The sequence below is a fragment of the Streptomyces sp. NPDC020807 genome, assembly GCF_040641575.1.
GTDB lineage: Bacteria > Actinomycetota > Actinomycetes > Streptomycetales > Streptomycetaceae > Streptomyces.
In genome coordinates, this window is sequence record NZ_JBFADU010000008.1 from 242,812 (window position 1) to 254,656 (window position 11,845).

The following is an 11,845-nucleotide window of genomic DNA, read 5'->3' on the forward strand; positions in this document are numbered from 1 at the left end:
CTCCCGGCGCGTCCGCCCGATGCCCGTCCCGGTATCGGGTGTGCACACGCTAGGCGGACGGCCCGGCGAGCGGGCATGTGGGTGACACACATAAAGGGGAGAGAGCTCATGGGTTGACGCGCTCGCCGAACTGATCACCGCGGCCTGATCACCCCACCGGCCGCGGCACCACCCAGCACACCGGGGCTGTGACCCCGCCGCCCCGGTCCCCGGCGCTGTTCAGGCGGGTTGTCCGACGAGGGGGCGGGCCTGCGCGCGGAGGATCAGGGGGTGGGCGGTGAGGCCGGTGAGCAGGAGGAGGGCCGCGAGGCCGAGCCAGCCGGGGATCCCCAGGGCCAGCGGGACGGCGCTGAGGATGATGGGAGAGACGGCGTCGGAGAGCCCCTGGCCGAGATGGAAGACGCCGGCGTACTCCCCCTGGGAGTCGGCGGGGGCGAGGCCGAAGGAGTACTCGGCGGAAGCCGCGGTGTGCCAGATCTCGCCGAGGGTGTAGACGGCCATGCCGACCGCCAGGCAGAGGACGGCGAGCCAGGCGGAGGGCCCGGAGGCCAGGGCCATCAGGGCGAGACCGGGGGCGAGGGCCAGACCGGCCCGGCGCATGGCGCGTCCGGCGCCCGGCACGTCTCCGACGTTCCGGCTGAGACGGACCTGGAGCGCGACGACCAGCACGGTGTTGAGCACCAGCGACGCGGAGATGGTCCAGCGCGGTGCCGAGGTGTGTCCCTCGATCCACAGCGGGAGGAGGAAGGTGGGCACCGCGAAGTGCAGCGACATCACCGCGTTGGCGGCGGTCGCGGCCAGGTAGCGGCGGTCGCGCAGAGCCGCCCGGCGGCGGCCGTCGGTGGCGTCCGGCGTGGCCTCGGGGGCTTCGGCGGCTTCGGCGGCGGCCGTGGCGGGGAACGGTGGCAGGCGGTACAGCAGCAGGCCGGACAGCAGGTAGGTGAGCGAGCGGGCGATCATGACGGCGTAGTACGCGGCCGCGGTGTCCAGCTGGATGGCGAAGCCGGCGGCGACCGCGCCGAGGGCCATCGCCAGGTTGCCGACCGACCGCAGGTAGGCCCGGAAGGCGGCCGGCGTCTCGCCGCCGAAGCCGCGTACCAGCGGCGCGAGGGTGGTCCAGCTCGCGGCGATCACCGCTCCGGAGAGCATGGAGACCAGCAGGTAGCTCGCGAAGGAGTGGACCAGCAGCAGGGACGCGTTGATCGCCGCGCCGAGCACGCTGACGATGATCTGCACCCGGGCCGCGCCGAAGCGGTCGGCCAGCCGGCCGACGTAGACGCCGGAGGCCAGTCCGGTGATCGCCGAGGCGAGGAGTCCGGTGGCCACCTGTCCGGCGGGCAGGCCGACGACGCGGGTGAAGAAGAGCGCGCCCGCGGCGACCGACAGGCCGGTGCCGCCGCTGTGCACGAAGGAGGACAGTGCGACCCTGCGCCGGCCCCGGTCGGCCGGCAGCAGAGTCGTCAGCAGGGATGTCAGCCGTGCGGTCATGACTGCCACAGGGTGTCGCGGAAGTCGGCGTCGGGCCGCCAGGAGCGCTGGAACTCGCGCCGGCCGCTGGTGGTCAGGTCGTCGGGCAGGACGGTCAGCCGTTCGTCGAACCACTGCCGGACCTCGTCGAACCGCGCGGTGAGCTGCTCGACGGTCTCCGCGACGACCATGAACTGGCCCACGCGCTGGCTGGTGTTGGCCGGGCCGGCCGCGAAGTGCGTGCCCACCGGGTGCTCGATCCGGGCGAACTCGACCTGCGGCAGCGCGGTCAGTTCGGCCGGGTCCGGACAGTCCAGCAGGATGCCGGGCCGACCGGGCAGGTAGGTGCCGCCGAAGACCTCCGGCCGGACCTTGGGCTCGATCACGGGCCGGCGGCCGAGTACCGCCTGCACCGCGCACTCGCCGATGTGCACGCCGAACTTGGCCTGGATCTGCTCGTGGATCAGGCCGCCGCCGCGCCGCGCCGCGCACTCCCCGAAGGTCAGGGTGCCGGACTCGGGGTCGTGGAAGAGCTCCATGTGGAAGGAGCCGCTGCTCAGGCCGAGCGCGGCCAGCGCGTCGGCGACCACGCCGCGGGCCCGGTCGTAGACCCAGCTCTCCGCGTCCGGGTCGAAGTGCCGCAGCCAGAGCGGCGTCCCGCTCTCCAGGGACGCCAGGCACGGGTCGCCGTACGCGCCCACGGCGAGGAACAGCAGCTCGCCGTCGAAGACCACGCCGTCGACGAACCACTCCTCGCCGCTGATGTGCTCCTCCAGCACGAAGGTGCGCTGGGCGGGCTTCGTGCGCCGGTACTCCGCACTGCGCGCCGACAGCTCGGCGCGGTCCCGTACCGAGGAGGTGAGCGCGGTCGCGGCACCGGCCACCGGCTTGAGCACGGCGGGCGCGAACGGAAGCTCGCCCACACCGTCGAGGTCGAGGACGTCGTCGATCACCAGGCAGCGGGCGGTGGGCAGGCCGGCCTCGCGCACCGCCGCCTTCTGCACCGACTTGTCGCGGAAGCGCGCCGCGACGTCCGGGTCGATCCCCGGCACGCCGAGCTGGCGGGCCAGCAGGCCCGCGGTGACCATGGAGTACTCGTCGGCGGTGTGCACGGCGTCGAATCCGCCCGCGGCCAGGCCGGCGCGGTGCAGCGCCAGCAGCACCGACTCCGCGCTGCTCTGGTCGTCCACGCGGAGCAGCCGGAGTTCGGGCGGCACGCTCATCAGACCGTCGTCCCGGGTGGCCGCGCCGCAGACCACCACGGCGTCCACCCCCAGCCGGACGCACGCGTCGAGCGCGTAGCGGTCCAGCCCCAGCAGCAGCAGGCGGGGTCGGCTGTCAGCCATGGGTCCTCCTTCGGTAGTGCGTGCTGCCCCATTCCTCCAGGGCGGCACGGTCGAGCTTTCCGTTCGGCGTCAGCGGCAGTCGGGGAACCACCACCGCGCGGGACGGCACAAGGAATTCGGGCAGCGCGGCGGCCAGCGCCCGGCGCACCCCGAGCGGGTCGGTCGGCGGGACGGCCGGGGCGGCTGAGGCAGCTGAGGCGGCGGGAGCCGTCGGGCCGGTCGGCGCGGCCGGGGCGGGAACACCGGGTGCGGCGGTGTAGGCGAGGACCATCGACTGGTAGCCGCCGTCGGCCTCGCGGATCGGTACGGCGGCGCAGTCGAGCACGCCCGCCACGGCTCGGCCCGCCCGCTCCACCTCGGCCGGCTCGACGCGGAAGCCGCGGAGCTTGACCTGCCGGTCCCGGCGGCCGACGTAACGCAGCCGGCCCTCCTCGTCCACCCAGCCCTGGTCGCCGGTGCGGTAGACCCGGGTGGGCCGGCCGTCGACCGGTACGGCGGTGAAGCGCTCGGCGGTGAGCTCCGGTTGCCCGATGTAGCCGTCGGCCAGGCCCTCGCCGGCCACGCAGATCTCCCCGGGCGTGCCGGGTGGGCAGAGCACGCCGTCCTCCATCACGTACAGCCGGGTGCCGGGCGAGGCGGTGCCGAGCGGCACGCCGCCCGGGGACTCGCAGTCGCGCGGGGCCAGCCGGTGGGAGGAGACGAACATGCAGCACTCGACCGGGCCGTAGCAGTTGACCAGTGCGGTGTCCGGGTGGGCTCGCAGGAACCTGGCCGCGTGCGCGGCCGACATCGCCTCGCCGCTGACCAGCACCTTCCGCAGGCCGGCGAAGCAGCGCGGGTCGGTGTCGACGAACAGGTGGAAGAGCGCGGTGGGCAGGTGAACGGTGTTCGCGCCCCGGTCGGCGACGGCGGCGCGCAGCGAGTCGGGCAGGAAGTACGGCTCCTCGGGCAGCAGGCAGGTGCCGCCGGCCACCAGGGTGCCCCAGACCTCCATCGCGTACATGTCCCAGACCGGGTTGGAGACCTGCGGCAGCACGTGGTCAGGGCCGAAGGCGGCCGGGCTGTGGTCGCGGAACAGGCGCAGCGCCGCGCGGTGCGGCAGCACCACGGCCTTCGGGGTTCCGGTGGTGCCGGAGGTGAAGATGACCATCGCGGGCGAGGCGCTGTCCACCTGGCCGGGCGACGGGGTACCGGCCGGGGCGGCCGAGGCCGCCAGGGCGGTGAGGGGTTGATCGGGCGGGGTCCAGACCGGGAAGGCGTGCTCGCCCGGGTCGGCGACGGCCAGCGGCGAGCGCAGCCGCCCGACCAGCGATGCGAGGCGTCCGGCGGGCCAGGTGGGGTCCAGCACCGAGTAGGCCGCGCCGGCCTTCAGCAGGGCGAGCTGGACCAGCACCAGCCGGGCCGAACGGGCGAGGAGCACCGGGACCAGGCTGCCCGGCCCGATGCCCTGTTCGGTGAGCAGCCGCGCGAGGTGGTCGGCCGCCCGGTCCAGGGTCCGGTAGTCGATCGGCACTCCCCGGTCGAGCAGGGCGGGGTGGGTGGGCCGCTCGGCCGCACGGCGGGCGACGGCGGCGTGCAGGGTTTCCTCGGCGGATACGGTGGGCGGCGCGTCCGCCGCGTACGGGGTGGTCGCCATCTATGCCTCCCCGGGCGGTAGTACGGCAAAGGGGCAGCGCAGCAGGGAGAGCGCGAGGTCCTGGACGCCGAAGACGGTGTAGTGGTGCTCCTGCGGCGGGGCCGAGGGGTCGAAGCGCACCTCGAAGACGACCGGGCCTGCCCCGCCCGCCGGGAGGCTGTGCACCGGCGGCGAGATCGCGGCCCGCACGTGCCAGGGCAGCAGCAGGCCGACCTGGACCGGGCCGGGCCGCTCGGGGGCGACGGTCGCCTCGATCCGCAGGGTCCCTCCCGCCGTCACGGTCGGGTCGGCGCGGGAGTGCAGCCGCGGGCCGCCGTCCATCCAGTAGCCGACCGGGCCGCAGCTCAGGCAGACGTGGGCGGTGGTGAGCGGAATACGGGGGGTGAAGCCGTGACGCGGGTACTGCCAGGCGGGCCGGCCGCACAGCACGCAGGGCGGGTTGACCGCCTCGGCGGGGTCGACGCGGCTGCGGTCGCCGAAGTACCGGGGGAACTCGGAGAGCGGGTCGTCGGGGCGCTCCGCCAGGCGGCGGGCGATGGCCGCGTCCAGATCGGTGCCGCCCTGTTCCGCGGCGCGCAGGAACTCGGCTCGTGGCCCGGCCAGTCCCGTCACCGTCCGGACGGCACCGGCCTCGATCAGCTCGCCGAGCCGCTCGAACTCCGCCCGCAGCGGGTGTGCGGCCGACAGCATGCCGGGCAGCAGGAAGGCGTGCGCACGGGCGGCGAGCGCGTGGACCGACCCGGCGGGCCGGTCGGCCGGGGCGGGCCGGTCCGGCCGCGAACGCCCCGCGTCCGCGGGAACCGCGTGCGGGTAGGCCGAGGACGGCAGGCCCGCCTGGACGAAGGACGGGTACGGGTGCATGGTGAGCAGCGCGGTGTTGAGCAGCCGGGCGGTCGCGCCGTCACCCTCGGCGGCCTCCAGCCAGCGCAGGTTCTCCACCCGGGCCGACTGGTGCATGGAGATCCCGGCGACCACCGTCTGGGCAGGGCCGTCGATCGCGTTGAGCAGCAGCTGGTGGTCCGGGCCGTAGGTGGCGAGGTCGGCCAGCGCGCCGCTGTCGCAGCCGCCGAGGACCAGTTCGGCGGTCCGCATCCGGTGGGCGGGGACCAGCTTGTCCTCGGGCTTGTGGCAGCCGCGGCCGTGTGCGCAGCTGGGGCCGGGCTGCCCGGGTCGGGCAACCGGGCTGAGCCCGCAGACGGTGTGGGCGCCGAGGTTGATGCTGTCCTCGGTGCCGTGCCCGCTGACGAGTACCCGCTTCCAGATCCTCTCGGAGGCGATCCGGGTGAGGTCGGCTCCGCCGACGGTGCGCGCGTCCAGGTAGACGGGCTCGTCGCCGGCGGGGACGGGGGAAGGCAGCGGCTGCGTGTCGAGGTCGGTGAAGAGCCCGGTCGCGCCGTCCGCGGCGACCGCGGCGTACTGCTTGGCGACGGCCCAGCTGATCGACTGCGGGTCGCGGCCGGTCAGGAGGAACACGTCCCGCCCGGTCCGGTACGCCTCGACCAGCGCGGGCCCGATCGCCGCCATGGTGAGGTTCTCGTAGCGACCGAGGATCAGCAGCGATCCACTGACCGGCAGCCGGACGCCGGCGGCTCCGGTGGTCCAGCTCCGGGCGGCCGGCCGGGCGAACTCCCTGATCGAGGCCGGGAGTTCGCCGACCACCACACCGGCTTCGCAGACCGGCGGCCGACGCGGCGAGGAGTACAGACCGGCGGCGAGGTCGAGCGAGGCCACCAGGTCGGGCCGCCCGCCGGTCCACACCGGCACCGGCCCGCCGCCGTCCGCCAGGAACTCGGCGACCGCGCGCGAGAACTCGTCCTCGCTGTCGGCCGGCCGGAACAGGCTGATCACTGCTTCGCTCCCATCCTGGTGAGCTCGGCGGCCAGCGCCGCCGCGGTGCGGTGCTCGAAGACCGCCCGCAGCGACAGGTCGCAGCCGAGCTCCTCGCCGAGCCGCGCGGCGACCCGCATGGCCCCCAGCGAGTGGCCGCCGAGCTCGAAGAAGTCCTGGTCGTGTGCGACCGGGTCGAGGGCGAGTTCGTCCTGCCAGACCGCGATGACGTGGGCGAGCAGGGCCGGGCCCGGGAGTTCGTCCGCGCTCATCCGGGCAGGAACCTGAAGTCCTCGCCGACCTCGCGGGAGAGGACGAAGAACTTCTTGGCGCGCTCGGCGATCGCGATCAGCTCCGGATCGCCGTTCTCCCGGGTGATGTCCAGCAGCCAGTCCCAGGACGAGGCGATCGGCACCTCCTCGGTGAAGTGGATACGGCCCAGCAGGAAGGCGATGTCCTTGATGTTGTGCCGGGACACCACACCGCTGAGCGCCCGCAGCCGCTCGGGCAGGCCGGGATCGGCGGGCCGCCGCACCACCAGTTCCGGTTCCAGGTCGGGCTGGTGGAACTCGGGCCGGGCGAAGATGTCACCGGGCTCGAATCCCGGGCCGGCCGCGAAGTCCAGGCAGAGCGACCAGCGGCTGCGGGTGGACATGTTCATCCCCGCGTGCACCTGGGCGGCGTCCAGGTACCAGACCTCGCCCTTGCGGACGTGGAACACCATGTCCTCGTCGGAGTTGACGGTGTGCTCGTTGTCCTCCAGGAAGATCAGCACCCGGAAGAACTCGGTCACGTGGCCGGCCTCGATGAAGTCCCGGTGCGGGATGATCGAGAACTGCGAGACGTTGCGCCCCCGGACCATGGTGAGCCGGTCCAGGTTGAACCACGAGGTGATCACCTCTCGCAGGTACGGCACCTCGTCGAGCAGCGCCGTGGCCTGTCCCGGGCGCTGCTCGTGGCCGTACCAGAAGCCGTCGCTGTGGTCGCCGGTGGCGTTCCACAGGTTGAGGTTGAGCCAGGTGCCGGTGGTGAAGACCTCGTACGGCTCCTGCGGGGCCGGCAGCGTGGCCAGCCGGGCCACGTCCTTGACGAGCCGCTCCTCGTCGAACGGGATGCGACTGAGAATCACTGAGGCCACGGGTGCGCCTCCTTTCTTGCGGTGACCGGGGCGATCAGAGTTCGAAGCCCGCCGGGAAGGGGTCCGTGGGGTCGAGGAAGTACTGCGCGGTACCCGTGATCCAGGCCCGCCCGGTGACCGTCGGGACCACCGCGGGACGTCCGGCGACCGTGGTCTCCTCGACCAGCCGGCCGGTGAACTTCGATCCGATGAAGGACTCGTTGACGAAGTCCGCCCCGAGCGCGAGCTCGCCGCGGGCGTGCAACTGGGCCATCCGGGCGCTGGTGCCGGTGCCGCAGGGCGACCGGTCGAACCAGCCGGGGTAGATCGACATCGCGTGCCGCGAGTGGGCGGCGGTGGAACCCGGGGCCTCGAAGTACACGTGCCCCACACCGCGGATGCGGTCGTCCTCCGGGTGCACCGGCTCGTCGGTCTCGTTGATCGCCTTCATGGTGGCGAGGCCGGCCGCGGTGATCTCGTTCTTGGCCTTGCGGTCGAACGGCAGCTTGTAGTCGTCCAGCTTGACGATCGCGTAGAAGTTGCCGCCGTACGCCAGGTCGTAGCGGACGGTTCCGAAGCCGGGCACCTCCAGCTCGGCGTCCAGCCGCTCGGCGAAGGCCGGCACGTTGCGCAGCGTGACGTGCTCGGCGCGGCCGTCCTTGACCGCCACGTCGACCACCACCAGGCCGGCCGGGGTCTCCAGCCGGACGGTGGTGACCGGCTCCGAGACCTCGACCATGCCGGTCTCCACCAGCACGGTGGCGACGCCGATGGTGCCGTGCCCGCACATCGGCAGGTAGCCGGAGACCTCGATGAAGAGCACGGCCCAGTCGGCGTCCGGCCGGGTCGGCGGCTGGAGGATCGCGCCGCTCATCGAGGAGTGGCCGCGCGGCTCGGTGACCAGCAGCGTCCGGATGTGGTCGAGGTTCTCGCGGAAGTGGATCCGCCGCTCGGCCATGCTCGCGCCGGGGATCACCCCGACGCCGCCGGTGATGACCCGGGTGGGCATGCCCTCGGTGTGGGAGTCCACCGCGTGGAAGATTCGGTTGGTGCGCACGTGTCAGCCCTCCGGGCTCTGGTCGAGGTCCTCGTCGGACAGGTGGATCACGCCGGTCAGGTACGGCCTGGCGGCACCCCGGAGGCCGACCCGGTCCCCGTCGAGCCGGCAGTCGACGGTGATGGTCCGGGTGCGGCCGAGCCGGGGTGAGAACTGGTGGGCGCGCAGCTCGGTGCGGCCGATGCGCCGCGCCCAGTAGGGGACCAGCGCGCAGTGCGCCGAGCCGGTGATCGGGTCCTCGGGGATGGCGAGCTTCGGGCCGAAGAACCGGGAGCAGAAGTCCGCCTCGGCGCCGGGCGCGGTGACCACGACGCCGCGGAGGTCGAGGGCGGCGAGCGCGCGCTGGTCCGGCACGATCGCCCGTACCTGCTCCTCGCTCTCGTAGACCGCGATCCAGTCCATCGACCGGTGGACCGCGACGGGCGCCACCGGCCCCAGACCGGCCAGCAGTTCGGCCGGCGGTTCGACGGCCCCGGTGAACTCCAGCGCAGGGAAGGTCAGTTCGTAGTCCCCGCCCCTCCGGGTCACCACCAGGGGGCCGCTGGCCGAGTGGAAGGTGACCTGGTCCCGGCCGGGCTCCAGCCGGGTCAGCACCACCTGGGCAGCGCCCAGGGTGGCGTGCCCGCACAGGTCGACCTCCTGCGTCGGGGTGAACCACCGCAGGTCGTACGCCTCGCCGTTGCGGACGATGAAGGCGGTCTCGGGGAGGTTGTTCTCCAGGGCGATGGCCTGCATCAGCGGCTCGGGGAGCCACTCCTCCAGTGGGCAGACGGCCGCCGGGTTGCCCCACAGGACCCGGTCGGTGAAGGCGTCGACCTGGTAGAGCGGAATCTCGATCACACGCCCAGCCTCTTCTTGGCCTCGGCGAAGAAGGCGATGTGCCGGTAGTCCTTCGCCTGTTCGTCGTAGTCGGTGTACCGGTTCGTGAACCCCAGCAGGCGCTCCCGGACCCGCTCGGCGGGCTCGGTGCGGATGTGCCGTTCGATCGCCTGGATCTCACCGAGGAACTCGGCGAGAACGTCGTCGAGTTCGGGGCGCAGGTGGATCAGGCCGTCGTGCAGCCGGATGCCGCCGGCGGCCCGCAGGTAGGTGAACAGGAGCTGGGAGGCGACCGCGTCGTAGTTGGGACGCGGGACGCCCTCCACCGCGTAGCGCAGCAGCCGCTCGGAGAGGATGTACTCGTAGGCCAACCGGGCCTCCCGCTGCGGGAGGTGGGGGTCGTTGCGGCAGGCGAGCAGTGCCGAGACGTCGACCCGGAGCTCCTCCAGGCCGGCGAGCGGCTTGGCCTTCTTCACCGGGAGGTAGTCGGGGATCGGCATGTCGCCCTGCCGGTGGTGGTACTCGTGCAGCTGCACCCACCAGGACGAGGCCTGCTCGACCTCGGCCGGCCCGGCCTCCTCGACCAGCGGGAACGAGCCCTCGGCCATGGTGTTCGCGATCAGCACGCGGGTGGTCCGCAGGTGCCGTTCGACGAACTTGTCGATGAAGTAGAAGATCAGGTCGTGGCTTTCCTGCCGCCCGTCGAGGTGGTTCTCCGGGAAGAGCGCCACCACCGGGCGGGCCGCGAAGCCCGTGGACCGGTGCTCGATCGCCACCGGCACCGTCGGGCTGGGGTACCGGGCCGCCAGGTGTTCGTTGGTGGGCAGAGTCCGGTAGCTGAGGAAGTCCAGCGACAGGGACGGGAAGTAGGAGGCGTCGAAGAGCGAGAGGATGTGGTTGTCCACCCGCCCGTTGATGTGGGCCTTGGTGCGGGCGAGCAGGCCGTCCTCGGGGAAGGTGAGCAGATCCTCGGCCAGCGCCTGGGCGATCGGCAGATCGCGCAGCACCGGGGATTCGGTCAGCCCGTGGGACAGCTGCTTGAGGAAGAGCGGGTCGCGCAGGTCCTCCGGCCGTACCGTCGTGCGGAGCTCGTTCACCGCGGTGGCGATGACGTCGTTCACTGACTCTTTCCCCCGTTCCGGATCAACGGGGCGAGAGCTGGTCGGCGAAGTCGTCGAGCGCGTCGGCCCATCGGTCCGCGTACTCCGTCGCCAGGACGAGCAGTTCGTCGGCGTCGGCATCGCTCTCGACGAGCGCGGTCATACCGGTCTCCTCGTCGCTGACCGACGCGGCGTGGCTGGTCTCGGCCTTGATGTGGGCGTCGATCCAGACCAGCGCGTCGGAGGCGGCGAAGAACTTCCCGCCGTCGGAGGTCCGCACCTTCGCGTACATCCGACGGAAGGCCACCGCGATGTCGAGCGCGATCGTCTCGACCACCCGGAGCTGCACGGCCGCGCCGAGCCTGTGGTCAGCCAGGTCGTCCATGGCGGCAATCAACTTCGCCACGCCGGAAGGGAATTCGGCGGGCGTGCGCTCGCCGGTCAGCTCCGCCAGCGGGGCGGTGATGGTGTCGTTCCACCACAGGTAGTGGATGCCGGCCGCGCCGCGCGGAGCGACGGCGCCGAATTCGGCCGCCAGGTTGTCCAGGTCGTCGCCGATGACCCGGAAGGCGGTCTGGAAGGCGGCCAGGACCTCGCGTTCCGGTGCGGCCTGGCCGGCGAAGCGGCGGGCGGCCGCACCCAGGCCGGCGATGGTGGTGAACATGAAGGCCTTCGTCATGGCCTCCCACTGCCGGGCGATCGCCAGCGCGTCGGTGGCGGCGACCTCCTCGGCCACTCGGGCGGCGGCGAAGAACCGGTTGTCGGGCCGGGTCAGTCCGGCCGCCTTCACCACCGTGGTCACTCGCTCGTCAAGCCCCGTAACTACAGGCACAACGCCCCCCTTTGGCGCAGTAACATTTCACATGCCACACGTTAAATGGCACAGGTGTGCCTGTCAACGGCCATTGAGTGAGGTGAGAGGCCCGGGGCCGGTGTGAACGAGTCGCCGAGGCGTCGCAATTGACGAATCGTCAGATGTAGTCCAACGAAGAAGGCGGCCCCTGCCGTGACGGGGCCGCCTTCTCTCTCCTGACTGTCTCCGATCGCTCTCCCCGGGCGCCTCGTCAGCGAAGGGCGGGGATGACGGTGGCGCCGTAGGCGTCGATGGTGCCCTCGCGGTTGTCGTGCATGTCGTAGACCGCGAACTGGTCCACGCCGAGGTCCCTGAGGTGGCGGAGCTTCTCGATGTGGGCCTCGGCGGGCCCCAGGAGGCAGAAGCGGTCGACGATCTCGTCGGGGACGAAGGCGGTGTCGGGGTTGTCGGCGCGGCCGTGGTGGGAGTAGTCGTAGCCCTGCCGGTTTTTGATGTACGCGGTGAGCTCCTCCGGCACCATGTCCGAGTGCTCGCCGTACTTGTCCACCAGGTCGGCGACGTGGTTGCCGACCATGCCGCCGAACCAGCGGCACTGGTCACGCGCGTGGGCGAGGGCCTTCGGCCCGTCTGCGGCCGGCGACGCGCATGGCGGAGTCGCCGCG

General features: G+C 72.6%; 10 protein-coding genes and 1 pseudogene. All 11 read right to left on the bottom strand.

Translation table 11 applies throughout. The annotated features are described in order from the left end of the window. Positions 1-219: 219 nt before the first annotated feature. Positions 220-1,488: an MFS transporter gene (locus AB0G79_RS16020; RefSeq protein ID WP_360806529.1), complete on the bottom strand. Its 1,269-nt coding sequence runs from the start codon at positions 1,486-1,488 to the stop codon at positions 220-222. Then, the gene (locus AB0G79_RS16025) at positions 1,485-2,813 is read right to left on the bottom strand and encodes a hypothetical protein (RefSeq protein WP_360806532.1); all 1,329 of its coding nucleotides are present in this window, start codon (positions 2,811-2,813) and stop codon (positions 1,485-1,487) included. The genes AB0G79_RS16020 and AB0G79_RS16025 overlap by 4 nt, the downstream gene beginning before the upstream one ends. Continuing rightward, positions 2,806-4,449 (bottom strand): amino acid adenylation domain-containing protein, encoded by a 1,644-nt coding sequence (locus AB0G79_RS16030; RefSeq protein WP_360806535.1) that lies wholly within the window; start codon positions 4,447-4,449, stop codon positions 2,806-2,808. Before AB0G79_RS16030 ends, AB0G79_RS16025 begins: the two co-directional genes overlap by 8 nt. Beyond that, positions 4,450-6,297 carry a hypothetical protein gene (locus tag AB0G79_RS16035; RefSeq protein ID WP_360806538.1) on the bottom strand — a complete coding sequence of 616 codons (1,848 nt, stop codon included), beginning with the start codon at positions 6,295-6,297 and terminating at the stop codon, positions 4,450-4,452. Beyond that, positions 6,294-6,548, bottom strand: a complete 255-nt coding sequence (locus AB0G79_RS16040; protein ID WP_360806541.1) for a phosphopantetheine-binding protein — start codon at positions 6,546-6,548, stop codon at positions 6,294-6,296. Before AB0G79_RS16040 ends, AB0G79_RS16035 begins: the two co-directional genes overlap by 4 nt. Next, complete coding sequence (locus tag AB0G79_RS16045) at positions 6,545-7,414, bottom strand: aspartyl/asparaginyl beta-hydroxylase domain-containing protein (protein ID WP_360806544.1); 870 nt, start codon at positions 7,412-7,414, stop codon at positions 6,545-6,547. Before AB0G79_RS16045 ends, AB0G79_RS16040 begins: the two co-directional genes overlap by 4 nt. A gap of 34 nt (positions 7,415-7,448) precedes the next feature. Next, a complete protein-coding gene (locus tag AB0G79_RS16050; RefSeq protein WP_360806547.1) occupies positions 7,449-8,450 on the bottom strand; it encodes a proline racemase family protein in 1,002 nt (333 codons plus the stop codon). 3 nt (positions 8,451-8,453) lie between these two features. Next, positions 8,454-9,290, bottom strand: coding sequence for a PhzF family phenazine biosynthesis protein (locus AB0G79_RS16055; RefSeq protein WP_360806550.1), 837 nt, complete (start codon positions 9,288-9,290; stop codon positions 8,454-8,456). Beyond that, on the bottom strand, positions 9,287-10,390 hold the full coding sequence (locus AB0G79_RS16060; protein ID WP_360806553.1) for a DUF6421 family protein: 1,104 nt from the start codon (positions 10,388-10,390) through the stop codon (positions 9,287-9,289). Before AB0G79_RS16060 ends, AB0G79_RS16055 begins: the two co-directional genes overlap by 4 nt. Positions 10,391-10,412: 22 nt before the next feature. Beyond that, on the bottom strand, positions 10,413-11,171 hold the full coding sequence (locus AB0G79_RS16065) for a DUF6202 family protein (protein WP_360806556.1): 759 nt from the start codon (positions 11,169-11,171) through the stop codon (positions 10,413-10,415). Positions 11,172-11,433: 262 nt separating this feature from the next. Beyond that, positions 11,434-11,805 (bottom strand): annotated as a pseudogene (locus AB0G79_RS16070) (LLM class flavin-dependent oxidoreductase); the annotation flags it as partial. Positions 11,806-11,845: the final 40 nt, after the last annotated feature.

Excerpts from the sequence above, each read along its gene's own strand:
- AB0G79_RS16040 (WP_360806541.1), bottom strand. The coding sequence starts at position 6,548 with ATGAGCGCGGACGAACTCCCGGGCCCGGCCCTGCTCGCCCACGTCATC.
- AB0G79_RS16020 (WP_360806529.1), bottom strand. The coding sequence starts at position 1,488 with ATGACCGCACGGCTGACATCCCTGCTGACGACTCTGCTGCCGGCCGAC.
- AB0G79_RS16025 (WP_360806532.1), bottom strand. The coding sequence starts at position 2,813 with ATGGCTGACAGCCGACCCCGCCTGCTGCTGCTGGGGCTGGACCGCTAC.
- AB0G79_RS16030 (WP_360806535.1), bottom strand. The coding sequence starts at position 4,449 with ATGGCGACCACCCCGTACGCGGCGGACGCGCCGCCCACCGTATCCGCC.